We start from the raw sequence: 25,164 nt of genomic DNA on the forward strand, positions 1-25,164 counted from the left end.
ATTCCTATGAAAATGAAAGCACTCGTATTATCGCCTGAATCCCGTTTAAACGAAGTTTGTTCCGAGAAGTGCCGTGCGCTGCTGAATGAACATTTTGATACGTCATGGAATGACACAGGGCGGGATTACACGAAGGAGGAGCTGGCCGCAATGGTCAGCGAGGCGGAAGTGATCCTTACGAGCTGGGGATCTCCGAGCATTACTGAAGAAGCTTTAGAGAACGCAGTTAAGCTTCGTGCCGTTGGCCATGCGGCTGGTACCGTCAAGAAGCTCGTGCCGAAGCCCATCTTTTCCAAAGGGATCCGTGTCTACTCCGCTGCACCGCGTATCGCCTTAAGTGTGGGGGAATACTGTCTGGGAGCGCTGCTCTCGATGCTCCGTTATTTGCCCACGTTGAATACATCGCTTCACGACGGTCAATGGAGGGAGCTGGGGCTCAAGGGTAGAGAGCTGACGGGAAGCACCGTCGGTATCGTCTCCGCCAGCTCGACGGCACGGGCTTTTATCAAGCTGCTTGCTCCTTTTCAAGTGAATGTGCTTCTGTATGACCCCTTCTTGTCTGAGGAAGCGGCGGCGCAATTAAACGTGAAACGGGCAACGCTCGAGGAAGTCATGAGCTGCCCGATTATTTCCGTGCATGTTCCGAATCTGCCGGCTACCGAAAGAATGATCAGTCGAGAGCTCATTGAGCGGATCCCGGATGGGGCCATCTTCATCAATTCGTCTCGCGCTCAATGTCTTGACAAGGAAGCCTTCATGGAAGCGCTCGAAAGCGGCCGCTTCTTCGCAGCACTAGATGTATTCGAACAGGAGCCGCTCCCTGTCGACCATCCTGTCCGCAAGCTCCCGAATGTGCTGATTACTCCGCACGTGGCCGGGGCCTCGGTTCAAGGTCATTTGGCCCTCATGCAGGCCGTAGTCGAGGATATTATCCGTGGACTGCATGATGAAAAAACCTCCTTCGAAGTAAGCGAAAAGATGTGGGAGATTATGGCGTAATTAAGATAAGGGATCGCCGACAATGGTTCTGTTGGTCGATCCCTTTCTGTTCACGATTAGGAGGTCATTTGCTATGAACAATGTGGTCAAAACCAAGCTTCAACAAGGTGGAACAGCGGTGGGCTGCTTTATCGGATTTCACTCTCCGACCCTTGTGGAAATGCTGGGCGATTCGGGATTCGATTTTGTCGTTATCGACAATGAGCATGGACCTTTCAGCTGGAGTGAGGTAGAAGAGATGGTCCGGGCCGCCGAACTTGCAGGAACCGTTCCGATTGTCCGCGTCGCTTACGATGCTTCGGATATTCAGAAGGCACTGGACCGTGGCGCCTATGGCATTCACGTGCCCATGGTCAATACGAGAGAGCAGGCCCAAGAGGTTGTTCAGCGCGCCCAATTTCCGCCTGCCGGCAAGAGGGGAACCGCCTATTCCGTCAGATCCGCAAGGTATGGCACCCGTGGTGGCGCAGACTATTTAAAAGCGTCCAACGAGCAGATTTTGATCGCGGTCCATATCGAGACACCGCAAGCTGTAGAGAACATCGAAGAAATCATGAATGTCCAAGGCATCGACATCTTCTATATCGGTCCGACCGATTTATCGGTGACAATGGGCTACGCTGTGGAAGGGCCGGAGCATGCGGAGGTGCAAAAGGCTATGGAAACCGTGCTGACCTGTGGTCGCAAGCTCGGCAGAACGGTCGGCATCCAGGTCGGAAGCGCCGCAGGGGTCACTGCCCAGCTCAACTGGGGAGCTAAATATGTCGGTGTCGGCATTACGCCGGTGCTCTATTCGGCCTTCAAGGAAGTTTCAAACGCAGGGAAGCAGAAATAGAAAAATGACCTAAAGCAAAGAGGGGCGCCGTTTGCGCACCCCTCTTTTTGCTTTAGGTATTGATTACCAGGCCTCGCAGCCATTAAATGGCATATGCTGCCCTTCAATATACCTGGGCTTAGGTAAGTATTGGTTGATACCTTCGTTCGCATTTCCTCTAAGCAGGAAGGCGTAGGGCCATTGGTCTTCGCTAACGATTCTGGTGGTGGTCGGAATGTATCGGATCAACAATCCGCAGCGACGAAGCGGGGAGTGGTTTGCATTCGAGCCGTGAATGACGTTCGGGTGATGAATGGAGACGCTTCCTTTTTTCAAAATGACATCAACAGCTTTGCTTTCATCGACTAAGCTCGTATTAATTCCTGAGCCAAATACACTCTTTACGTCGCTGCGTTCCTGAAGCTCGTAAAGCTGCATCTGCTGAGTTCCTGGTATGACCCGCATACAGCCGTTCTCCGGAAGGGAGTCATCTACTGCAAGCCAAAGCGTCACGACTTCCATGGGATCGAGGTTCCAATAGCTTCCATCCTGATGCCAAAGCACTGGCTTACCGTCAAATGGGGGCTTGCTCAAATATTGGGAGCGGTACAGGGCGATGTCAGGCCCGATAAATTGCTGGGCGATATCCAATAAGCGATCATCGCTGACGAGCCGCAACCAGAACGGATCATTCGGCATGAAGTTGCTGTGCAGGTTCTCTGGACGGACATTAGGGTGCTTTCTCATCAGCCATTGGATATGGGAGTCCGCTTCTTGCATCAATTCGGCATCGAGCACATCGGGGATCGTAACGTACCCATCCCGGTCATAAGCTTCTTTAATCGATTCCACGGTATTTTTGGCCAAGAGTAAGCACCTCTGATCTAGTATTTACTTATCACTACCTACATTGTACGTGAGAAGAAGGATGGGCATACCGCGGAAAAGCCAAAAATTAACGAAACTGAATCTAAAAAAAACACGATACGATCTAAAGGGACTCCATAGTGTGCTTTGTCTATTCGCAATACTATAAAAACATCACCTCTGACAGCGCTTACATACAACTTGAGCAGACATGCCATTTATTGAACTGAGAGCGGTTTATACCAAATCGTTTTCATTTAATACTACAATGATCAAGGAATGAGGGGTAGCTATGAAGAAGTGGATGGCAAGTACATTGGTTGCAGCTCTAGCCGTTGGTGCGGCAGGTTGCACAACTGGAGGCGGCAGCGCTAGCTCAACAGCAACGCCAAAGACTGGAACCGACGCACCGAAAGCCCAGCAGGGACCAACGAAATTCAGCATTTCTATGCGCACGCTCAACTATGATTACGTGGAAAAGGCAACCAACCTAAACGAAGACAAGTGGGTTAAAGAGCTTGAAAAGAAAACCAACACCGACCTCGACATCCAACTGATCCCGCACGCGGAGTTTGAGAAGAAAATGGTCCAGCTGTTCGCGACTGGCGACATACCCGACGTGGTACAAGCCGGTGCAAGCACAAGTGGAAAGGAGCTTGCCGGCTCGGTGCAGGCGGGGGTATTCCTAGATCTTGGCGATCTGCTTAAGCAATACGCGCCGAACCTGCTGAAGGCGATCCCGCAGGCGGCTTGGGACGAGGTGACGCTGAACGGAAAAATTTATGCGATTCCGGAGTTTATTTCCCAGCCTTCCCGCAGATCGACCTGGGTGCGCGAGGACTTGATGAAGAAGGCCGGCATTACGAAGGATCCGAAGACCGTCGATGAATACCTCGATATGCTGCGAGCATTTAAAAAGCTAGGTGTGGAGAATCCGTTCATGGGCCGCCAGGACTTTAAATACGCCGATCTGTTCTTTGGTGCATACGACGTGTATCCGTATCTTAGCCAGTTTGAAGTCGTCGATGGCAAGGTGCAGCCGAAGTTTTTTGATAACGAGAACATGCAGAAAGCATTGCAAACCTATAAAACCATGTTCGACGAAGGGCTGATCAACAAAGAATTCGCGACGATCAATCCGACGAATTTCAAAAATATTATTTTGTCAGGCAAAGCCGGGATGTGGGAAATGAATGCGCAGGAGCTGCTTCAGTGGGAAACTCAATTGAAGCAAGCAGTTCCCGATGCGAAGATCAAAATCATCCCTTCACCAGTTGGTACTGACGGCAAGGGTGGCGGGTATTTGTACTCCTCCGGTGGCCGTGCCTACTTCATCAACTCCAAGGTTGCCAAGGACAAAATTCCAGGCATCCTCAAGTTCTTCGATTGGCAGGTTACAGAAGAGGCTGACAAGTGGTTCGACCTGACCCTGCCGATTGATCCGAAGACCGATGCTGAGGTGTCTGAGCAGCGCTATTTAAGCGGATTCCTCCATATGGTCAAGGACGATGCGTTCCGCAAGCAAATTTTGAGCGCCACACCGGAGGGCAAGGATCTGCTCAAAACCTTCGAGACCATTTTGCCAAACGAGGGACGCGGTGGACTCGAGTTCGATCCAGTTCTTGATGCGATGCAAAAAAATCCCGACATCGCACCATTAAGCGACACCGGTGCACCGGTTCTGCTCTCGCATATGGTTAAAATGGTGTACGGAAAAGAACCGATCTCCGATTGGCCGAAGGTGATTGAAGAGTGGAAATCCAAGGGCGGAAACGATGTGCTTAAGGAAGCAAACGACCGCTACCAAAAGAAAAGCAACATTAAGCTGAGAGGACCCGAAGCGCAAAAGTGGAAATAATGATGACATAATGGTTTCTACAAATTATTCCAATATGAATTAGGTCAGCCTGAGTTATCATGGCTGGCCTATTTTTATTCTAATTGTCTGATTTTGGACTGTAAGAGGTCGGTTTAAAGGGGAGGCAACATTTGAGGAAAACCTGATAATTAATCCGTTATCATTGCCGATGAACGAAAATGGCGCGCTGTCGAACTGGAAGGGCAGGATACTGGAAAAATGATATCGAATTACCTAATAATAACGAATTACAAGCAGAAAAAATTTGGGGGAACTAAAATTGGTCGTTCTACTCTTAACCGCAATTATTAGTGTAATATTTGGTGTTTACTTTTTCCTAAAAAAAGGTGAAGGATTTGAACAATTTGCTAATCAAATAGTTCTTGGCCTTCCTTTTATATTTCTTGGAACGATATTGTTAATCGTTTTTTTTGTAGCGTATCTCAAAAGGAAAAACAGAATGTTAGCAGATGATGATGAAAATAAATGACTGATTAATTAAATGTAACACGCTGTAAAGCTATGGGGCTGTTTAATAATAATGACGTTGATCATACTTAATAAAATAGTAATTTTGGTTAAACAAAAAAAACGATATTCAAGGAGGATCGTATGGAATCGAAAAGAGTAGCGGCTGAGAAAGCTGTGGAGTATATACGTGACGGTATGGTCGTTGGTTTAGGTACTGGGTCTACTGCTTATTGGGCTATTCAAAAATTGGGGAAGAAAATTAAGGGCGGGCTAAGTATTAAGGCAGTAGCAACTTCCATTAACTCCGAAAACTTGGCTAAGGAATTAGGGATTCCGTTAATATCCATTTCTGAAGCTGAGGAAATGGATATTACAATTGATGGAGCTGATGAGGTGGACAACGAGTGGAACTTAATAAAAGGTGGTGGAGGCGCACTATTACGCGAGAAGATCGTGGCTTCTTTTAGCAAGGAACTAATCATTGTGGTCGATGAAAGCAAAAAAGTAAGTCGACTAGGTAAATACCCCTTGCCTGTTGAAATAGTAAAATTCGGGCATGAGCTTACGCAGAAAAAGCTAGGCAAGCTCGGGTGTATTCCAAAATTACGGGTTGTTGATAATAATCCATTCATTACAGATAACGGAAATTACATTATTGATTGTGACTTTGGAAGTATAGATCAGCCAAAAGACCTTCATTCCGTAATCAATATGATTCCAGGAGTAGTGGATAATGGACTGTTTATCAAGATCGCAACGAAAGTAATTGTTGGTTATCGGGATGGATCAATTTTAGAATTATGAAAAAAATGTCGGGCTTTAAGCTAACGGATACGAGATAGTTTCAAACCAAACTAACAACAAGAAGTTGCCGCGAGTATTACAACCGGCAGCTGTTTCACGCTAACTGGCCAAACGGGTACGATAGTGGAGGAGCTTGCTTTAGGCAGCTCCTCTATTGTTTTATTGAAGTAATGGACAGCATAGAATAATAAGAAGTACCTAGGAACTAAAGGATTATAAACACACAAAATGTTTATAAAAGTAATATTTGGAGGAATCGGATCTTATGGTAATAGGTCGTTTTCCTGAGCGTATTGTAGTTATTGGAGCAGGGATGGCGGGTTTAGTATGCACTTTGGAGCTTATGAAAAAAGGATATAGCGTGCGTTTATTAGAGGCAAATAGTCAACCGGGTGGTCGCATATACACAATGCGGGATCAATTTGCTGACGGATTATTTTGCGAAATCGGGGCGGCCTTCATTGGAGCGCATCATTTTCTCACATTGAGTTATGCTCAGCAAGCCGGGGTTCAATTAATAAATTTACCAGTCCCGAATAGAAGTTTGTCATATATCGACGGGAGATTAATAATAGATTCCCCGGCTGAACCTGCACTATGGCCTGTTTCACTTACAGCCGAGGAAAGAATTTTAGGATATGCGGGAATGCTGGAAAAGTATCTTAAGCCGGGGCTTAAAGCGGCGGGTGATCCTTTTTTGCCAGGCTGGCCCACACAACAAGCGGCACAGCTCGATTCAATGACAATGGAAGAATATCTTAAGGGCCAAGGAGCATCTTCGGGTGCGATTAAGCTGTTTGAAATAGGATATATGCAGATGTTGGGTGATGGCATTGGCAAAGTATCCGCATTACAGCGACTGCTTGACCTAAAAATGGTCAGTTCCGAAAGTAATACACAGACTATAGTAGGAGGAATGGATCAATTACCGAAAAAGCTTGCCCTTACAATTGGCTCTAATATCAGTTATGGATGTGCTGTGACGCATATTGAACATAGTAATAAAGGAGTAGTTATCCAATTTACTAATTCCGGCGAAGTTTTCACTATCTGCTGTGATCGGGTCATTGTGGCCATTCCCTCTACAGTCCTACGTACAATTCATTTTTCCCCGCCACTTAGCAAAGAAAAAAATGATGTCATTCAAAACCAACTTTCCACCTCCGTTACGCGTACCGTCATACAAAGCCGAACTAGATTCTGGAACAGCTTAAGTTCTTTTACAACAGTAAATACGGATCTGAAAATTGGATGGTTGCTTGATGCTACATTCACTCAAACGAAATCAAAGAGGGGGTTAATTTGTTCGTACTCCTCCGGTGAATCGGCGCGAGTAATATCTAGAGCTGGTAACTTTAATTCAGCTGTATCAGAAATCAAACAGGTGCTTCCTGAATTGTCGTATAATTATGAAGGTGGGACGGTCTTTTCTTGGGATCATAATCCATACTCCCGTGGTGCATATGCTTGGTATAAGCCGAAACAGATGCTTCGAATGCTCCCAGCACTTTCTTCCGAACAAGGTAGAATTTACTTTGCTGGCGATAATACAAGTCTTTTTCCTGGTTGGATTGAAGGTGCGATCTCTTCAGCGTTACGAGCTGTAAATCAAATTATTGCCAATAACTAGTACGAGACAATAACCTAATAACAAGCAATTTTGCTGCATAGTCTTTTGAACTAAGGGTACGATAGTGTCAAAAGAATGCTGATTTGCCAACATTTTTACCTGTAACTGTTTATCAAAGCAAATGGATTACTTATATATGATAAACAAGAGAATGAAATAGCTATTAATCACTTGAGGGAAGCAGCTAGGATATATTGGAAAAGTTACAAGCACAAAGGTGATGAATGAGCGTTGTGGAGGTTAAAATGTCTATACATGAAATGATAGATGAAATAAGGTCACAAGAGGATTTCATTAGGTTTCTTTCCGCTCTTAGGAAGGACTTGGCTACAAATATGGAAAATTGGGAAAATCCCACATCAAGACAGATATCTTGAAGCAATGGAAGCTTGGATAGAAATGGGCTTTGTCAAAAAAGGAGCGCCTCGGTATGATGGGTTTGTCCACGGGTTCAAAACCCAACACCATCAAGGAGGCGCTCTTATTATGAAGTTTAAGCAATCTGTTATCGAATCAAGACTCTGATTGAATTAATGAACATTATCCTGAATGTAACCTGAGAGAGCATTCGCAAGCGTGTCCCGTACTCACTTTAAAAGTGAAGAGCAGTGCGGGCGGCACGGACTCACGTGATGCCCGTGGAACGTGGAGCTTGGCTGCTGGGTACCTCAGCATGTGACACAGAGGAGTCTCAATATGTAATTTTTGCTGGCCTCAAGGCATTTCCCTTAGGCGGCAGGCCTTAATTCACGCTGTTCGTCAAGCTGGATATAGGGTAAGACCAGCCATTTCTGGAGAAGCAGCTGGTTTATTTTGCCCGCTATCTTTGAAACCGATCACAGGATTAGCAGATTTAAGATACAAAAGGCGTCTGAATCATTGCCTGATAGTCCAATTTATTACTAACATCCAATTACATTCGTTTTATTCTCCATTCGACTTTCCTTTGCTTACCCAAAAGGATATGCGGTCGCCATTGTTCACGGCGGTACCGGGAGTAAGGTCTTGCTTGAAAACGATACCCTTGTCTGCGTCATTTGCTTCCAGGTAAAACTGATATCGAAGCCCAGAGGCAATAGCGAGCTTCTCGGCATCCTCCCTTGTATGAGCGACTAAATTCGGGACAATGCCCATCTTGGCTTGTATCGTACTATCGTTTTCCGGCTGAGCTTCGACCTCTGAAGCCTTATTCAACGGTACATCCGTTCGAGCTTGACTCGAAGTTGCCGGTGGGGGAGGCTTCGGCGTCTCCGTACGATTCGTTGCTATAGCTGTAGGAACGGTCGTTGGAGTGGTCTGCGGCTTAGAACCGTTAGAATGGTAAGGGAGCGGACGCAGTGTCAGCCATAGCAAGAGAACGAGCACACCGGAGCCGGCAGCAGCAAACAGAGGCCATCTAAGCCGCTGAATCCACTCTCGGAACAGCGCGGGTTGTTCTGAGTTTTTGCGGTCCGTTGCCGTAGTGATGCGCGGTTGCGATCGAGGCTCCCTGGGTTTAAGAAGCGGCAGCTCCTTCCCCTCGTGCCCGAAATCGAGCAGAGCTTCCAGCTCTTGCTGAAAATCGCCAAGTGAGCACAACCCTTCATACGCCTTACTAGCCAAAGCGACAGCGCGTGCTCGAGCAGGTTCTGACAAATCCGCAAACAATCGGTTCATCTCAAAAGAATACGCGCTTATAGAGGAGGTCGGAATATCTGTTTTGGCACCCAGCTGATACAATAGCAGCGCCAGCCCCTCAACACCGCGTCGTCCGTACTTCCCCTCGGCCCAAAAATTGATGATCCGCAACCGGCCGTTATCATCCAGCCATAAATTTTTCGCATCAACGGCGCATTCGGGCAGCCGATTTCGGCGGGTTTCACGGATACCCTTGGCCAGTTCTAGCACATACATTAGCGCTTTGTGGCCCGTGATCTCCAAATCAATCAGTCGATCGAACAAAGGACTGCCCGAATAAGCCTGAAGAACGGCAAACAGCGTTTCGTTTTCCGAGCCGGCATCCAGCACATGCATGAAATGCTCGCCGGACACCTGGAATGCTTTTTTCATCCTTCGTAAAGCTTCCTGAAGTGCTAGTTCGTCCGACTCCTGGAATGTATATAGAAGAACGCTACGTTGGAAGGTCAAATCCATCCCTCTCACCAATAGCCCGTTCGTAATCTCTGTAAGCGGTTGTTCGAGTATGTATCGTTTTGCAATGTGATTCATGGACGTGTTCCCCCTTTTACGTATAGTCTATTCGCCTAACAATTCATTTTTGCGTCATTAGTGGGTAAGAAAGAAATAGAATATAAAGCAGGGAAGGCCAAGGCGAACGGAAACTGATCCGTCATTGAACTTTACCCCTTTTGTTAGACACGATCTAGCATTGGAGGTGCAGTTCACATTTTGGCAGCCTATTAAAGAATTGCAATAAAGTTTTTTTTATAAAATATGGAAGGAACTTATTATTTCACGAAGAACTCTTTAAAACGACTGACATAATGCAGTTTTAACTCCTCAATAATAAAAAGGAGCCATAACCATGGCCATTATAGAGCAGACGATTTTCAATTCATTTGGAAACAAAATTATGACTAAGGATAAAGAGATTCATATTGTCGGAAAAATGGATGAACCGCTTATTTTTATCTTCGACAATGTATTAAGCTATACGGAATGCGACTCGTTGATTGACTTAGCTAAAAACAGAATGCAGCGAGCTAAAATCGGCAAATCTCGTGTAGTAAGTGATATCAGGACAAGCAGCAGTATGTTCTTTGAGGAAAGCGAAAATGAGTTGATTCAAACCATTGAATGCAGAGTTTCTGAACTGATGAATGTACCCGTTTCACATGCTGAGCCTCTGCAAATTTTACATTATAAAGCAGGGGATCAATATCAGCCTCATTTTGACTATTTTACATCCGGGAATATTGAAAACAATCGGGTCAGTACACTTCTGATTTACTTAAATGACGTGGAAAAAGGCGGAGAAACGTATTTTCCCTCGCTTCGTTTTGCTGTAACGCCGAAAAAAGGTAGTGCTGTCTACTTTGAATATTTTTATAACGATCATCGCTTAAATGAACTAACGTTGCATGCAGGGAATCCCGTTGCAGCCGGGGAGAAATGGGTAGCAACCCAGTGGATGAGAAGACAAAGACATCGTCATATGTAAAGAACGAAATTTAACATTAATACCTAGATATTTTTTTCCCTCTTCAAATTCGGGGATATTCGCGTTCCCATTCGATTCTCGCAAAGCGAAGTGGATCAATCCATACTCATTTCGCACGCCAAGTATTTGGCGAATATCATCCCTAATCTAGGCTCGAAACGGTTCCAGAAGGGGAATAGCAGGAACCTGCCGAATACCTTCATGAAACGTCTACTGAAACTGCTATCCATAAAAAATAATGAATATGAAAGGATGGAAGTCGCTTGTTGCAAAAAAAGGAGCAACGAAGAAATGAGAAGCTTATCCAAGAAATGAATGAGACGAAAGTGCCTTACGGAATGCTTGCAATATGGTTTCTCGGTCAGGAAAGCGTAGTAATAAAGGGTGGAGAAACGACGGTTTATATTGATCCGTATATGTCTGATAATGCCAAGAGAACATACTCCCCGCCTCTGAGACCGGAAGACATTACGAATGCTACCTATTGCTTGATAACACATGAACACGGAGACCACTTGGATTCGGGAACCATTCCGCAGGTGGCCGTAAACAACCCGGCTGCTACATTTATGGCACCAGGCTTTTGCAGAGATCATATGATCCGTCTTGGCGTGAATCCGGAGCAGCTGCTGGATGCGCGAACAGATGAATGGAGGGCAATGCCTGACATTCGAATAAAACCGATTCCGGCCGCCCACGAGCAGTTGGATTACGATCCGGCACGGGGACACCGGTTTGTCGGGTACTTGTTGGAACTGAACGGAGTTAAGTTGTACCATGCCGGAGATACAACAGTCTATCCGGGATTAATCGAGTCTCTGAAGGCCGAAGCGATCGAGGTCGGGATGCTGCCGATCAACGGCAGGGATGCATTCCGGACGGCCCAAGGAATTATCGGCAATATGGATTACAGGGAAGCGGTGGAGCTAGCCGTCAGTACCGGAATGGATACGGTCATACCGATGCATTATGACATGTTCAAAGGAAACGGGCTAAATCCGGGATATTTTCTAGATTATCTTTACGCCACATATCCGGAGCAGAAAAGCCATATTATGGGCCGGTTCGAACGTTTTATCTATGTTTCCACTTGCGTATTAAAGTAAGATGTTTTAGGCGATCAATAGGCAGCATAAACGCTGCAGCTCGTCGTATATCGCGGCTTTTTTGATTTATGGGATCAAGCTCTTGTCAAATTTCACTGACATGAACTTGAACCCATTCTTGATTTTGACAAGAACTTTGGAAAGGTTGGTTCTTGATTGGGCAAAAAATAAGATAGACTTGTTTGCTCACGCCCACAAAACAATGGTTAATATTACCATAAAGTTGTTGATACAGATTTGGACAGAAACGGTGGGACGACCTCGAACTCATATAAGTGGATTAATCCATCTATTAAAGGAGAGGTTCTTTTGAAAAAAATCGTTTCAGTATTCGTTGGTGCCACCATGCTAATGTCGTTTTCCGCCTCTGCTTTTGCCTCAACTACAGCAACGGTTACTCAGGGAGTAAATTTTAGATCAGCCCCCAGTACAAGCAGTAGTATATACTCATTTCTTAAAGTCGGAACGACTTTAAACGTGCTTGAGCATGTGAATTCGTATTGGCTCAAAGTATCTTTGAATGGAAAAGTAGGCTATGTGTCGACCTCCTATGTAAAAGAAACGCAAACTCCGCTTACAGCGCCAACGCTAACGGCAAGTGGAACAGCTCCAACCAATCAGATGGTAAACGTAACGATCACCTACCCGAGCAACGCGGCAAAGAAAGAGTTTCGAATCAATGGCGGCGCTTGGACGACCTATACCGCTCCTGTAGCTATGACGGATAACGGCACAGTGGAAGCTCGAGGCACGGATGCGGCAGGGAACGTTTCAACAGTTGGTTCGTATAGCGTGAACAATATAGATAAAATGGCCCCAGCGGCTCCGTCCTTAAAAGCTGATCAGACAGCTATAACGAATCAAAATGTAACCGTTTCCATCACATATCCGGCGGATTCCGCGGTCAATGAATACCGAGTAAATGACGGAGCATGGTCTCAATACAGTCAATCGGTGGTCATGACGGATAACGGCACAGTGGAAGCTCGAGGTACGGATGCGGCAGGGAACGTTTCAACAGTTGGTTCGTATATCGTAAACAATATAGATAAAATCGCACCAGCGGCCCCGTCCTTAAAAGCTGATCAGACGGCTGTAACAAATCAAAATGTAACCGTTTCCATCGCATATCCAGCGGATTCCGCGGTCAATGAATACCGAGTAAATGACGGAGCATGGTTAACATACAGTCAATCGGTTGTCATGACGGATAACGGCATAGTGGAAGCTCGGGGCACGGATGCGGCAGGGAACGTTTCGACGGTTGGTTCGTATACCGTGAACAATATAGATAAAATCGCCCCAGCGGCTCCGTCCTTAAAAGCTGATCAGACAGCTGTAACAAATCAAGATGTAACCGTATTCATCACATATCCGGCGGACTCCGCGGTCAATGAATACCGAGTAAATGACGGAGCATGGTTAGCATACAGTCAATCTGTTGTCATGATGGATAACGGCACAGTGGAGGCCCGGGGCACGGATGCGGCAGGGAACGTTTCGACGGTTAGCTCATATATGGTCAGCAATATTGACAAGCGGACAATTGGGGGGAAAATCGTAGACACTGCGTTGTCGTTCCAGGGAAAAGTCACTTACCAGTTCGGCGTACGGGATATTCCCAATCTCATCCTTGACTGTTCTTCGTTTACTCAATATGTCTTTAAGCTCAATGGCAAATCGATTCCATGGAGTTCCAAACTACAGGGGAATTTAGGAACGTATGTGCCGAAAGCCGGTTTGCAACCGGGCGATTTGGTATTTTTTAGTGTAAATGTACCTAATGAGATTAATCATGTGGGCATCTATATCGGCAACGGACAGTTTATAAGCAATCTGCCAAACAAAGGGGTCGTGATTTCCAACTTAAACAGCACACATTGGACAAGCCACTATATCACCGCCCGCCGCGTTGTTAACTAATTTTACAAATTAAAATAATCCCACGGAAACGGAGTCTGCGAAGTAGAATATATAATATCACCGCCGCCGGCATGTTAGATATTTTCAAAAATAGCTAAAGCAGGTGGATGCCAGCTGGTGTAGGGATTCTGTTTAATGCCAGAAAAGTGCCGGGAGCAAAAAGACTGTCGCAATAATGAAGATTTCCGTGCTCACCGGAATCGTCACTTCTTCAATCGGCACGCAGGCGTAATTCAGCCTGTGCAAATCCGCGCACCAGAGTAGAAAGACCGGGCACTCTTCAATATACTGCTGGTCTGCGGCCAAATGGGCGATCTGGCGCTTCACGTCCGAGTCGGTCACCGCTACAACGCTGTAGGCTTGCATATTGCTGGAGGTGGTCGCCTTTTGGGCAGCTCCGATAATCGCTTGCAGCTGCTCCTCGGTTAACGGGTCCGGTTTGTACTTGCGACTGGAGCGATGTTGTTGCAGTTGGTTAATTGTACTGTTCATAGTTCAATCACCTGTCCTTTGGAATAGGGGTTGTTTAAAACAAAAAAAACCGAAGACCTTTCCTAAAAAGGAGATCTCCGGTTATCCGGTAGCAAATATATAGTCAAAATCCAAGCGGGATACTTTGTTTTTACTATATCACCCGATACCATAAGCGTCAATTCAATATAAAAAAAAACGTTGATATTCTTACTTAACCCAGTAATAGTGGGTATATAGTAATGAAAGTCTACCGGACAACTGGAGACCGGCAATTCGATGATCCATTCCATCGAATTGTCGTGTCTCTTTTTTTATTTCATCCACCAAACTGTTAAAACTGGAGAGTGAATTATCATGTCCCGAATCGTTATCATTTCCGGAAGTCCATCTGAATCCAGCCGTTTGAACGGCATTACGAATTATGTCAGCGAGCAGCTGAAGCGGGAGGGCGCAGAGCTAGAGTGGATTAAGGTAAATCAATTACGCCGGAGTATTTGGATTACACCCGATTCGACAGTCCGGCAATCCTTGCAGCGAATCGCGCGATCGAGCAGGCCGATGCAGTCGTTGTTTCTACGCCGATCTATAAGGCTTCCTACACCGGGGTTCTATAAGCTTTTTTCGATCTGATTCCGCAAAAAGAACTTGAGGAAAAATTGGTGCTTCCGCTGGCGATTGGTGGAACGATTGCCCATCTGCTTGCCATTGACTATGCTTTCAAACCGGTATTGTCTGCCCTTGGCGCGACCAACATCGTTGCGGGGGTGTACGCCGTAGACTCGCAGGTGCAGAGGGATGAACTCCATCAGTTTACATTAGGGGATGAGCTCCGGGAACGGCTCGAAAAATCCGCTGCACAATTAATGCATGAGGTTCATCGAGGATAGGAGGGCGTGTAAATGAAGACGGTTGCGATTATCGGCGGAACTCAAACCAATACATTTAAAAGGATAGGCGGGAAGCGCGGATTTCTTATCAGTTATGTCGGCCTCAATCTCCCTAGGTGCTGGACCGAGCAAATCCTGCTTGAGCAGGGAGTAATGATCGTGGATCGCATCCATTACGGTCTTGTTCCAACCAGGAACTGGGCATGAAGGAGATTTGGGTCAGGCAGGGGGAAGCCGCCTCGAAAATTCCACATCCGGATTGAAAACGCGATAGATGGAAATTAAAGGAGGAGACAGGTATTTACTTGAAGAATGTTTAGATATGCAGACACTCAGGATGTTCAGTTGCTATCGATTTAGGAGGTTAACCCCGGATGAATGCAGTCATTATTGAGGACGAGAAGGAGATATTAAAGGGTATTAAAGAGACGACCTATTTGGTAAGGATGATATAACTCACCCTGCTGAATACATAGCCATTTGGGCTGTATAACATAAACCCCGGCCGTTCCGCCGTTTTCTCCATTTTTTTCAATTTAATGATTGCAGGGAGGATAAGAATTCTGCGTATAGCGGATGCTATGGATGCAAGGGACTAGAAACTAATACTGCGCGGAAGGGAGAATTCCCCGAACATGATCAAGTTCAAAAAGACAGTTCTTACACTTGCTCTGACAGCTTCCCTAGGTATCAGTGGTCAAACCGTTCTTGCTAATACAACGGCAACAACAGGAACTACCGGTTCAGGAACTACCACCGGCAATATGGGAACAGGCGGTACGGGTACAACAGGAACGGGAACTTACGGAACAACGGGAACCACTACCAGTCCTACGGCCAATTACAATAGCACAGGGTATGGTTATGGCAGTAATTACAATACAACGTCTTATCGAACAAATGCTGATACTACTACAAACAAAGGAAGCAACTGGGGATGGCTTGGTTTGCTAGGCTTGTTTGGTTTGGCAGGCATGCGTTCCCGAAATCGTGAGGATGTAAAGTAAATCAAGAACTTCCTTAGACCGATTGCTGCTGCTCCATTGCGGTAGTAATCGGTCTTTTTGCCAGTAAACCACAGATTTACAACGGTTCAAATACGTTGATTAATTCTTTATTGTAATTCATCGATGCGTTTCACTCCTTCTGACATCTACCCGGTTAATTTTTCTTAATCTCATCCCTTTGAATTAATAGCTTATTTCATCTGATTTCCACTCTTCTTCCCAGTTTTAAGTCTGCTTGTAACCATACGAGTAGGATAATTCCAGCAAACCGAACCATAATATAACTAGCTTTGATTTCAAGGATTAATGGAGGGCCTCCGTGAAAATTATTACGTTTACAGCTTTTTTTATATGTTGGCTAATCTTCGCAGGCCCGGTTCATGCTGAGTCGATCCCCTTGGATCCCGTCGCTCCGGGACTACAAGAGCAAAACGAAGATAACCTCCTTCGGGAGTCGGGATACCGATCCGGCCGCGGCTCTTTCTCCGGTGGGCGGGCCGGAAATACGCCGGGGGCGCGTCCGGGAGGCACCTACAATACGGTTCCGCGAACCCCAGTGACGACCCAGCCTGGCTACAGAACGGGATACCCAACCCGTGGCGGGGGTATTGGCAGCTTCTTCGGCGGCTTGGCGGCAGGAACCTTGCTTGGCAGCTTGTTTCATCCTTTTGGCTGGTTTGGCGGGGGTGGTTATTACGGTGCCCCAGGCTTGGGTATGTCGTTCTTTGGATTGCTCTTTTGGGGAGTCGTCTTGTTTTTCGCAATACGCTGGATTATTAGGTGGAGGAATAGGGTCAGTAGGTAAGTAAAAAGTACCTAAAATGAATAAGGCGGTGTCCATAGATTCGTCGGCGTTATGACTTTCCAGAACGTGGTACAGTTGAAGTTAATAAGAAGCGAGTATCAATATCAACAACTATAGTCATCGGAGGGCTCTCAGTCCTCATTGGTAAGAGTTTTGGATTGCCATTCTTTCTCTTCGTACCGTTTGTGTTCGTGCCCTTTATGTTTAAAAACAAAAAATAAAGTGATTAATTTTGCTGGTCGCACCCGAGAACGTATACCGTATACGATGCACTTATGAGTATGTTGCGAAAGGACGCTACTTCATGTCGACTCTAATCGAAGCAAGCATTCGGCCGTTGAGCTGTATTCAGTCACGTGATGTACGCATTATTGGAGATTATAAATCAAACTCACAAGATTCTTAGCCTGAAAACCTAATGTACAAAAATGGTTTTATAAAAATTTATGTGGGTGAAATACTATGATGGTTTCTGAACATAAATATTGAGGAGTGATTTAGGTGAAAGAGCAACATGTTCAAACATTCAGCAATTCAAAAAAAATTAGTCAGGAAGCTGGAAAACTAAACCAAAGTAATAAGAATAACAACCGTTCTCAATCTCAAGGCGGCTGCGATTCTCAAGACAATGACGGTTCTTGCTAAGGGCTTAATTGAAATCTTAATAAATGAATGCTTCTTTCTGGTTCATGATAATCGTAAAGGGTTTAATTAGCCCGAAAACATTTACACAGGATGCCACCCAGCTAAAGCAGATGAGGGAGAGCGAGGTATTGATCCTAGGTGCTTCGTCCAGTCATAATATGGGGACCGTAGCTACGCTGAATGGTAAGAGTGGACGTTGGCTGCAATATGTCGCTGTGCCGCCTCTGAACGGCCGAAAGGCGTACAGATCGCCGCTTATAATTGTACTTAACGTTCTCCGATAGCTGAATTAGGCTGCCGAGCGGCAGCCTCCAAATTCTTAATAACCCTAAAGTCATAAAATACATTTTCTATGCAAATAGAGTCAACTTTGTAAAGCGATTTACTAAAAGGTAGGAGCAGGTGGTTCGTCTATTTTCATACGGAGTAAACTATAAGGCTTCTGCCGCAGGTCATTTCCATAATGAAATCTTGCCTGCCGATGTAATTGGTTCACGATGAAATATAAGTATTGATCTGGACCAATAGAAAAAGTATCGGGCCATAAAATTCTCGGATCATGTGCGATGGTTTCCATTATTCCATTGGGCAATATCTTTCGAATACTATTGTTTTCATAGTCTCCAGCATACACGTTTCCTTTTGCATCGGTGATCATTCCATCTGAAGCACCTTTTTCCCCCAAATACTTCACGTGATACTGTAAATTCATATCCGGTATCGTTCGGTCTCTTAGGGCTTCCGTTGAAATCGAGTACAGATGACGACTGGTGAGAGGACAAAAATACAACATCTTGCCGTCCGGGGAAATCGCTATACCATCGGATGCCAATCTAAAGGGTGAAGTAGATCCGTCTTTGTTTCGATTCATCAGGATTTTACCTTCGACTTTCGGTAAAAGAAAGAGATCGGGCGAAGTTGAATTTGCCCCGTTTAACCGTCTCCAGGCATAACCCGTTTCTAAATCAACGACAATAATGGCACCCGGTCCTCGGGAAGACGAATCCGTTATATAAGCATAACCTGCTTTACCAACACGAAAATCAAATCGGACATCATTCAGATAAGTAGTGGGCAGGACAACATCCTCTGCAAATGTAAATACCTTTCTTATGGTATTTGTATTTAAATCTACAGCGACTAACTTCGCCCCCCCTTTGATGGGTTCTGAGAAATTAGGAGCCCCCGTATCCAGTACCCAAAGCGTTCCCTTACCATCAGCAACGACACTTTGGACACTAATGAAGGACGTTGTGATATTCGATTGGCTTACCAAATTAGCGTCTAGACTAGGATAAGGCTGTAATGTACCACGAACGATTTCAGCCACCGTAAATTTAACATCGTCTCCCCATCTTGGAAAGCAAATAAAAATGCGCCCAGTTTCAGAAACAGTAACGCCTGTAGGCATGGCCTCGTAAAATAAAAAAACCGCCTCAAACTTACCGAAATACTTTTCACTCGGTAATATCATTTGTATAAAATCCTCCTCAACAGGTTCGAACTGCTACCACCTATATATGACTGAATATGGTTCAAGTGCCTGGATATACTAAAATATTTTTGCGGGAACCCCGCATGTTCGTGTCTATGACGGACAACGAGTAAACGGTGTTGTGTTGCCTAAGTATCACCGCCCACGAAAGTATGAATAAAAAGAAGTACCCTATACATAGGAGCCTCCTTCCTTGTACAAGTTATGTCCATGGAAATCGAACGAAATTTATTGCTGCTAGTCTGGTTTGTGTGTATAACTACTACCATCTATTTTCTTGTTCCAAGAGTAAAAGCTCATGAATTTGTATTGTGCTTTCTTGCGTGTCAGGCTGTAGTATGGACGGTAGAAATGCTGCTCGTTCACTTTGATTTGTTGGCCTACCCGTTGCGTGAATTTCCCAAAGCTTCGGTTTTGAATATCACGTTCAAAGTGGTGTGGACGCCTGTTGCGAGCGGTCTTTATTACATCTATAGACCTCGTGCAAATAAGTTGACGAAGTGTTTTTACTTTGCCGCCTGGATTTCACTGCTCACCTTAATTGAAGGGTTGCTAGCCGCAAATACCGACTTGGTGGAATATGTACATTTTCACTGGAGTTTTATGGCGATCGTGTTATCGATTATATTGCTATCCGTCCACGGCTTAGCGAGCTGGTTCTTTAGAGACCGTAAAGTTTTCAGGAAGGAAGCAAGCGAGCGACTAGTTTACAACTGCAGTATAGGATCATCATTTTAGCATGGATCCTTTCATTGTTATTGATTCTCTTCATCCCGCGGCAGAAACGTCGATTGGCGATGGTCGCTTTTTTGTTCAAACAGTGGATTACGTGTATTTTCGGTCATGCCGTGGTCGAACTCCAACTTCTCGCCTATCCCGTAAGAGAATTTGCCGACGTTAGCCGGACGAGCTTCACTTATGAATATATGGCTTATCCGATGACATGCGCGGTGTTTAACGCCTATTATCCGTCCCATCGGAGGCGCTGGATTCAATTCGGCTATTATGTATTATTCACTACTGTACTGACGGTGGTCGAGGTGCTTATCGAACAATATACCGATCTGATTCGGTATGTTCGTTGGAACTGGTTTTGGTCATGGGCCATGATTTTCCTCACATTCCTGATGACTCGAGTGTTCTGCGTGATCTACTTCGGAACCATGACAGGAGTGGAAACGGCAAAACAAAAGAACGCAGCCAGTTACGACACGTTCTGCCACCAAGACGTCGCCCAGCTTGCGCTGCCACCGAGCTGCGGTGAACGTCGGCATTTTAACGACCAACCCGTAATAATAGGAAGCAGAAGAAAAAGGGAGGCCCCTTAAGGCCTTAAAAACCGAGGGGAATACGCCAATGAGTAGTACGCGAATTCGCTAAAAGAAACGCTGACGTTTCTCATACGAGAAATGTCAGCGCTACCCGCACCTTATGTCAAAAACTCTGAAAAAGATTTTACCCGAAAGAAAGCTGCCCTTGAAACCGTTATGCAACTCCTGATCTCAATGGACGCTAACAAAATTCTGCCGTCTGCTGTGGAATTCCAACATACGTCAGAAGGGAATCACTTATATAGACAGACGACCATACCTCATTATTAGTTAGCTTGATTCCACTTGTTTCCGAAAAAGAAGGAGAATCTCTGCCACTACCAAAGCTACCGTTTTATTGTTGGTCCGGTAGACGTAATGCGTTTGCTGAAGTTTGCGCTTGATCTAAAAACTCCTCTGCTTGGGTCAATTGCTGCCGGGCCGTCTCCAAAGCTTGTGAATTTGTTGCCGCATTAGATTCACTTATCGAGCTTATCGCCTGATTTAAAGCCGTTTGCGCCTCAGAAACCGCGTTAGATGCATGCTGCTCCAGCGTATTGCCACTCGAGTTAAGTGTACCTTCTGCCGGTTTTCTTGCATTTTTGGTGGCTAGATCAATTTTGTTTTCATTGGGCAAGGTGAGTCCTCCTTCCTTGAGCAAAGATCAATAACTTAAACAGAAATAAGTATGCGGTTGAGATTTTGTTTATATTCCTACTACTGATGGAAATATTTCGGACCCCACAATCCATTTAGTATAGGATCGAATGCGTAGGACAATCTAACTTCGATGAAAGTAAGGAGGGGAAAATTACTCAATGAATACGCCAACGCTAGCGCCACACGAATCGATGGAACTGCATGAAGCGTTAAACTTCAAAACGCTCTGCCTCGCTAAGTCAAAACTTATGCAAGGCTTGGTCTTTGACCAAGAGCTGAAAGCATTAATGCAGAAGGATGTCATTCTATCCACGCAACAGATCGCCGAGCTCCAGGCCATCTACGCAAGAGCTCCATTCCAAGCGCCTGTTCCGAATAGCCCCACACCTATAACACATTAAGGGGAACGCAAATGAATACTGATTATCAAGACCCGATTAATTCATTAAATATGCCGGAAATGGCAGATATGACTTTTGCAATGGACTTCCTTCTTCGTGCCAAGGAGGGTGTGCGAAATTTGTCCATTGCCCTAACGGAAACGGCTTCTCCGGATGTAAGAGCGCTGCTGCGCAATCATCTTATGCAAGGGATTGCACTGCACCAAGAAATCACGGAGCTTATGATTCGCAAAAAGTGGTTCCATCCTTACGAGTTGAACGAACAGTACCAACTCGACCAGCTTTCAGCGAAAAACACGGTGATGATCGGACAGATGAATTTGTTCCCGGATGATACGTCGCGTAAAGGGATGTTTGATCGGACCCCAGATGAACATATTGGAGGACATAAAGCATGAAGGCGGTAACGTATCAAGGGATTAAAAATGTCGTGGTCAAAGAGGTGCAGGATCCGAAGATTGAGAAACCGGACGATATGATCGTAAGAGTCACCAGTTCCGCCATTTGCGGTTCGGACCTTCACCTGATTCACGGGATGATCCCTAACCTTCAGGAGAACTATGTCATCGGGCATGAACCGATGGGGATCGTAGAAGAAATAGGCTCTGGAGTGACCAAGGTAAAGAAAGGCGACCGGGTAATCATCCCTTTCAACATCGCATGCGGAGAATGCTTTTATTGTAAGAATCAGCTGGAAAGCCAATGCGACAATTCAAACGATCACGGCGATATGGGCGCATATTTCGGCTACTCCGGTACGACCGGTGGTTACCCTGGCGGGCAAGCTGAGTATTTACGAGTTCCGTTTGCTAATTTTACCCACTTCAAGATTCCTGAAAACTGCGAGCAACCGGACGAAAAGCTAAGCTTGATAGCCGATACCATGACGACGGCATTCTGGAGCGTAGATAACGCCGGCGTCAAGAATGGAGATACGGTCATCGTGCTCGGCTGCGGTCCGATCGGACTTCTGGCCCAGAAATTCTGCTGGCTGAAAGGAGCAAAGCGGGTCATCGCCGTTGACTATGTCGATTACCGTTTACAGCATGCGAAGCGAACAAACAATGTGGAAATCGTAAACTTCGAACAGGATAAGAATATCGGCAACAATCTCAAGGAAATGACCAAAGGCGGCGCCGATGTCGTGATTGATGCGGTAGGAATGGACGGCAAGATGAGCGATCTCGAATTTCTAGCCAGCGGTTTGAAACTGCAGGGCGGCACCATGAGCGCATTTATTATTGCGTCTCAGGCTGTCCGAAAAGGCGGGACCATCCAAGTCACTGGGGTATACGGCGGGCGCTATAACGGATTCCCGCTCGGCGACATCATGCAGCGCAACGTGAATATCCGTTCCGGGCAAGCCCCGGTCATTCACTACATGCCGTATATGTACGAGCTGGTTACGTCGGGCAAAGTAGATCCTGGAGACGTTGTTACGCACGTCATTCCGCTCAGCGAGGCCAAGCACGGCTATGAAGTGTTCGATACAAAAACCGACAATTGCATCAAAGTCATCTTAAAGCCCTGAATATGGGTAAATACAGGGGAGGACAATCCGAATGAATTCCAATTACGCTTTGCATGAGCTGCTGGAGGTTCATGAAATGGCTGCGTTCAAGACCGTTTGCATGGCCAAATCCAAAACCATGCAAGCTCTGGTAACCGACCCGGAGCTCAGGCAAATTTTGCAGCAAGACGTGCAATTATCACAGCAGCAGCTTCAGGAGCTCGGTGGAGTGCTGTCTAAAGTGACCCTATAGGAGATAAAACATGAACACAATACTAGAACACATGACAGGGCTTCATCAGCTGACCGACGACGTGATCGCAATGGATTTTTTGATGAACGCCAAGAGCGGAGTCAGAAACTACGCCATGGCCGTAACCGAATGTGCCACCCCTGAAATCAAGCAAATTTTGATGAAACAGCTCGACGAAGCTATAGACTCCCATGAAAAGATAACAAACTACATGATGCAGCGGGGCCTATACCATCCCTACCATATTCCGGAGCAAATTCAGCTCGATCTGAAAAATATTCAGACCGCTATGAACATCCCGTCCTGACACCGTATTTCGTCCCGACAAAACGCGCAAAACCATCATGGTTCAGGCGCGTTTTTTGATTTTAGCCGAAGACTTTAGAGAATCAAATGTTCCCCGTGTCGAGAATCCAACAATACAACAAGGGCAGACACGCTCCGCACTTTTTTGGGCTCCGTTACAAACACACTGATTCTTATGTTGCCAATCTTTGCAGATATCGTCTGATTTGTGATTATAAAATACCCAATCCTCCCGGCATTCTGTAGAATTAATTGAACTATCCAGCTTAACGCCGCCGCCGTTCCCAGTCTACAACTTTATTGTCCTAGTTTAATTGTAGTAACGTAAATAGAGGATGGTTAGTTAATTATATGAGCTAATCTCCTCTATTTTTTGTTTAAAAGAAATGTTATCTATGGATTTAAATCTTAGATTAAATTATTTAATATATGAGGATAAAAGCTTTCGTTGGGAGTGTTGTTGTGAGAGTACAAGAAGTAATTCTTAATGATAATAAAAAGAGATATTTGCTGTTGGATGATGTAGGTATTCCAGTTGTTCCTGTGACGAAGTATTTAAAATACCTGGATCAGACAGGTAAAAGCAACACACACTGAAGACTTATTTGGCTTGGTTCGAGTAAAAAATCTGAAGGAAGCAGCAAGCCGTTCAGTAGGCATACAACAAGGTGCAGAGACAGCTAAAATGGAGTTAAAACTCCTGCTGACCCAGTACGAATGGCTTCATAGCAAGCTCGAAGAACTAGAAACGAAATTAGATGAACTGCTGAGGCAGATCCCACATGTGCAGCAATTGCTTGCCATTAAAGGGATTGGAAGAGACACGATCGCAGGGTTTCTAGCTGAGATAGGTGATATTGGTCAGTACCGTCATCCCAAACAGATCACGAAACTCGCTGGATTGAACTTGAACACAAATTCATCAGGCACACATAAAGGCCAGACAAAGATAACCAAGCGAGGGCTGAAACGTCTTCGTGCGTTGCTCTTTCGAATAATAATGCCGTTAGTTGCTAAAAACGCGGCCTTCCGAACCTTGCACGAATACTACACGAAACGGCCGGTAAATCCATTGAAAAAGATGCAATCTCTGATCGCATTGTGTAACAAGCTCACACGAATCTTTTTCGGCATATTGAAGAAGGGCCATGAGTTCAGTGAAGAAAAGTTGATTCAGGATATCCCTCGATTTGTAGAATTTTCACAAGCAGCTTAATTGAACACTCTTGTAAGATGATTACCTAAGCCACGGAGAGATAACAAGTAGCACGGATGAGTCGGAAAGGCACAATCCATACGGACGAAGATCCTGTCGGGCAGCATGTCTGACCTCCACCTCATGGATAGGTTGTATGAAGGAATGTGGGAGCGTAGACTCTGCGAGATGTGGGAGGGTTAACCGCCATGAGCCCATGACAAAGGTGCAACCATACTTTACCATAGTATCCACTATTTACAGATGGTGGTTTGGGTGAACAGCTTTTTTGCACTAAAGCAGACCCATATATTTCTTCCGCTACAACTTCATTCCATTGAAATGTTATCTGTAAAAAACCATAACGATTTCTGCCGTGAGGTTAACCCATTAGCAATCACCCATTAAACTCGGATTATAGTGACGGCAATCATACCAGAAACCTGCGTGGATATGTTAAACTGATATGAACGAGGCGGTCAATACCCCTTCAATAATTCCGTAATTTTCTTAATTTAGGAATGGAAATACTCTTGTTCCAAACCAGGGATACTTTAAAAATCTTGGCACGAAGGCAAAAGCGT

At 45.4% G+C, this 25,164-nt stretch carries 26 protein-coding genes and 3 pseudogenes; 24 read left to right on the top strand and 5 right to left on the bottom strand.

Annotation, left to right across the window (positions count from 1 at the left end):
• Window positions 1-6 precede the first annotated feature (6 nt).
• Together FPZ49_RS30870 and FPZ49_RS30875 are read left to right on the top strand one after the other, a co-directional pair.
• Entirely contained in the window at window positions 7-999 is a 993-nt protein-coding gene (locus FPZ49_RS30870; RefSeq protein ID WP_144854197.1) for a hydroxyacid dehydrogenase, read from the top strand.
• 73 nt (window positions 1,000-1,072) lie between these two features.
• Window positions 1,073-1,834, top strand: coding sequence for an HpcH/HpaI aldolase family protein (locus FPZ49_RS30875; RefSeq protein ID WP_186446207.1), 762 nt, complete (start codon window positions 1,073-1,075; stop codon window positions 1,832-1,834).
• Between the two features lie 63 nt (window positions 1,835-1,897).
• Here the strand turns inward: FPZ49_RS30875 and FPZ49_RS30880 are convergent, their stop codons facing one another.
• Window positions 1,898-2,680 (bottom strand): phytanoyl-CoA dioxygenase family protein, encoded by a 783-nt coding sequence (locus FPZ49_RS30880; RefSeq protein ID WP_144854199.1) that lies wholly within the window; start codon window positions 2,678-2,680, stop codon window positions 1,898-1,900.
• A 292-nt stretch (window positions 2,681-2,972) separates the two neighbouring features.
• Between FPZ49_RS30880 and FPZ49_RS30885 the strand changes: the two genes are divergently transcribed.
• The 5 genes from FPZ49_RS30885 to FPZ49_RS37940 all read left to right on the top strand — a co-directional run bounded on the left by FPZ49_RS30885 (window position 2,973) and on the right by FPZ49_RS37940 (window position 7,820).
• Window positions 2,973-4,538 carry an extracellular solute-binding protein gene (locus tag FPZ49_RS30885; protein WP_144854200.1) on the top strand — a complete coding sequence of 522 codons (1,566 nt, stop codon included), beginning with the start codon at window positions 2,973-2,975 and terminating at the stop codon, window positions 4,536-4,538.
• A gap of 280 nt (window positions 4,539-4,818) precedes the next feature.
• Window positions 4,819-5,028, top strand: coding sequence for a hypothetical protein (locus tag FPZ49_RS30890; protein WP_144854201.1), 210 nt, complete (start codon window positions 4,819-4,821; stop codon window positions 5,026-5,028).
• A gap of 122 nt (window positions 5,029-5,150) precedes the next feature.
• Complete coding sequence (rpiA, locus tag FPZ49_RS30895; RefSeq protein ID WP_144854202.1) at window positions 5,151-5,813, top strand: ribose-5-phosphate isomerase RpiA; 663 nt, start codon at window positions 5,151-5,153, stop codon at window positions 5,811-5,813.
• A 265-nt stretch (window positions 5,814-6,078) separates the two neighbouring features.
• On the top strand, window positions 6,079-7,443 hold the full coding sequence (locus FPZ49_RS30900) for a flavin monoamine oxidase family protein (protein ID WP_144854203.1): 1,365 nt from the start codon (window positions 6,079-6,081) through the stop codon (window positions 7,441-7,443).
• A 260-nt stretch (window positions 7,444-7,703) separates the two neighbouring features.
• Complete coding sequence (locus FPZ49_RS37940; protein ID WP_449289946.1) at window positions 7,704-7,820, top strand: DUF7660 family protein; 117 nt, start codon at window positions 7,704-7,706, stop codon at window positions 7,818-7,820.
• A 547-nt stretch (window positions 7,821-8,367) separates the two neighbouring features.
• Here FPZ49_RS37940 and FPZ49_RS30905 read toward each other — a convergent pair.
• Window positions 8,368-9,651, bottom strand: a complete 1,284-nt coding sequence (locus FPZ49_RS30905) for a PASTA domain-containing protein (protein ID WP_144854204.1) — start codon at window positions 9,649-9,651, stop codon at window positions 8,368-8,370.
• A gap of 316 nt (window positions 9,652-9,967) precedes the next feature.
• On the opposite strand from FPZ49_RS30905, the gene FPZ49_RS30910 reads away from it, so the two are divergent.
• The 3 genes from FPZ49_RS30910 (at window position 9,968) to FPZ49_RS30920 (ending at window position 13,632) form a co-directional block, all read left to right on the top strand.
• Complete coding sequence (locus FPZ49_RS30910) at window positions 9,968-10,603, top strand: 2OG-Fe(II) oxygenase (protein WP_144854205.1); 636 nt, start codon at window positions 9,968-9,970, stop codon at window positions 10,601-10,603.
• A gap of 311 nt (window positions 10,604-10,914) precedes the next feature.
• Window positions 10,915-11,709: an MBL fold metallo-hydrolase gene (locus tag FPZ49_RS30915; protein WP_144854206.1), complete on the top strand. Its 795-nt coding sequence runs from the start codon at window positions 10,915-10,917 to the stop codon at window positions 11,707-11,709.
• Window positions 11,710-12,060: 351 nt separating this feature from the next.
• Window positions 12,061-13,632, top strand: coding sequence for a C40 family peptidase (locus FPZ49_RS30920; RefSeq protein WP_261381704.1), 1,572 nt, complete (start codon window positions 12,061-12,063; stop codon window positions 13,630-13,632).
• Between the two features lie 132 nt (window positions 13,633-13,764).
• Here FPZ49_RS30920 and FPZ49_RS30925 read toward each other — a convergent pair whose 3' ends face one another.
• Window positions 13,765-14,124 carry a nitroreductase family protein gene (locus tag FPZ49_RS30925; protein ID WP_144854208.1) on the bottom strand — a complete coding sequence of 120 codons (360 nt, stop codon included), beginning with the start codon at window positions 14,122-14,124 and terminating at the stop codon, window positions 13,765-13,767.
• 336 nt (window positions 14,125-14,460) lie between these two features.
• Between FPZ49_RS30925 and ssuE the strand changes: the two are divergent.
• The 5 genes and pseudogenes from ssuE to FPZ49_RS36185 all read left to right on the top strand — a co-directional run bounded on the left by ssuE (window position 14,461) and on the right by FPZ49_RS36185 (window position 17,450).
• Window positions 14,461-14,993 (top strand): annotated as a pseudogene (gene ssuE, locus FPZ49_RS30930) (NADPH-dependent FMN reductase).
• A gap of 12 nt (window positions 14,994-15,005) precedes the next feature.
• Window positions 15,006-15,200 carry a hypothetical protein gene (locus tag FPZ49_RS30935; RefSeq protein ID WP_144854209.1) on the top strand — a complete coding sequence of 65 codons (195 nt, stop codon included), beginning with the start codon at window positions 15,006-15,008 and terminating at the stop codon, window positions 15,198-15,200.
• Between the two features lie 428 nt (window positions 15,201-15,628).
• Window positions 15,629-16,000 carry a WGxxGxxG family protein gene (locus tag FPZ49_RS30940; protein WP_144854210.1) on the top strand — a complete coding sequence of 124 codons (372 nt, stop codon included), beginning with the start codon at window positions 15,629-15,631 and terminating at the stop codon, window positions 15,998-16,000.
• 319 nt (window positions 16,001-16,319) lie between these two features.
• Window positions 16,320-16,805, top strand: coding sequence for a hypothetical protein (locus tag FPZ49_RS30945; RefSeq protein ID WP_144854211.1), 486 nt, complete (start codon window positions 16,320-16,322; stop codon window positions 16,803-16,805).
• A 501-nt stretch (window positions 16,806-17,306) separates the two neighbouring features.
• Window positions 17,307-17,450, top strand: a complete 144-nt coding sequence (locus FPZ49_RS36185) for a hypothetical protein (RefSeq protein WP_186446208.1) — start codon at window positions 17,307-17,309, stop codon at window positions 17,448-17,450.
• Between the two features lie 385 nt (window positions 17,451-17,835).
• On the opposite strand, the gene FPZ49_RS30950 is transcribed toward FPZ49_RS36185, so the two are convergent.
• Window positions 17,836-18,924, bottom strand: coding sequence for an L-dopachrome tautomerase-related protein (locus FPZ49_RS30950; RefSeq protein WP_391563888.1), 1,089 nt, complete (start codon window positions 18,922-18,924; stop codon window positions 17,836-17,838).
• A 231-nt stretch (window positions 18,925-19,155) separates the two neighbouring features.
• On the opposite strand from FPZ49_RS30950, the gene FPZ49_RS37350 reads away from it, so the two are divergent.
• The gene (locus FPZ49_RS37350) at window positions 19,156-19,683 is read left to right on the top strand and encodes a CBO0543 family protein (protein ID WP_315899217.1); all 528 of its coding nucleotides are present in this window, start codon (window positions 19,156-19,158) and stop codon (window positions 19,681-19,683) included.
• 59 nt (window positions 19,684-19,742) lie between these two features.
• The gene (locus tag FPZ49_RS30960) at window positions 19,743-20,273 is read left to right on the top strand and encodes a CBO0543 family protein (protein WP_391563889.1); all 531 of its coding nucleotides are present in this window, start codon (window positions 19,743-19,745) and stop codon (window positions 20,271-20,273) included.
• Between the two features lie 337 nt (window positions 20,274-20,610).
• On the opposite strand, the gene FPZ49_RS30965 is transcribed toward FPZ49_RS30960, so the two are convergent.
• Window positions 20,611-20,892 carry a hypothetical protein gene (locus tag FPZ49_RS30965; protein WP_144854213.1) on the bottom strand — a complete coding sequence of 94 codons (282 nt, stop codon included), beginning with the start codon at window positions 20,890-20,892 and terminating at the stop codon, window positions 20,611-20,613.
• Window positions 20,893-21,073: 181 nt separating this feature from the next.
• On the opposite strand from FPZ49_RS30965, the gene FPZ49_RS30970 reads away from it, so the two are divergent.
• From FPZ49_RS30970 to FPZ49_RS30995, 7 genes and pseudogenes are all read left to right on the top strand, one after another.
• On the top strand, window positions 21,074-21,316 hold the full coding sequence (locus FPZ49_RS30970) for a spore gernimation protein GerQ (RefSeq protein ID WP_127462735.1): 243 nt from the start codon (window positions 21,074-21,076) through the stop codon (window positions 21,314-21,316).
• Between the two features lie 11 nt (window positions 21,317-21,327).
• Complete coding sequence (locus tag FPZ49_RS30975) at window positions 21,328-21,714, top strand: spore coat protein (protein WP_144854214.1); 387 nt, start codon at window positions 21,328-21,330, stop codon at window positions 21,712-21,714.
• Window positions 21,711-22,847, top strand: a complete 1,137-nt coding sequence (locus tag FPZ49_RS30980; protein ID WP_144854215.1) for a zinc-dependent alcohol dehydrogenase — start codon at window positions 21,711-21,713, stop codon at window positions 22,845-22,847. Before FPZ49_RS30975 ends, FPZ49_RS30980 begins: the two co-directional genes overlap by 4 nt.
• Window positions 22,848-22,878: 31 nt before the next feature.
• A complete protein-coding gene (locus tag FPZ49_RS30985; protein WP_144854216.1) occupies window positions 22,879-23,079 on the top strand; it encodes a hypothetical protein in 201 nt (66 codons plus the stop codon).
• Between the two features lie 10 nt (window positions 23,080-23,089).
• Window positions 23,090-23,386, top strand: coding sequence for a spore coat protein (locus FPZ49_RS30990; protein WP_144854217.1), 297 nt, complete (start codon window positions 23,090-23,092; stop codon window positions 23,384-23,386).
• Between the two features lie 461 nt (window positions 23,387-23,847).
• Window positions 23,848-23,970 (top strand): annotated as a pseudogene (locus tag FPZ49_RS37125) (transposase); the annotation flags it as partial.
• Window positions 23,971-23,992: 22 nt separating this feature from the next.
• Window positions 23,993-24,601: pseudogene (locus tag FPZ49_RS30995) on the top strand (transposase); the annotation flags it as partial.
• Window positions 24,602-25,164: the final 563 nt, after the last annotated feature.

The organism is Paenibacillus cremeus, from assembly GCF_007786445.1.
GTDB classification, from domain to species: Bacteria; Bacillota; Bacilli; order Paenibacillales; family NBRC-103111; genus Paenibacillus_G; species Paenibacillus_G cremeus.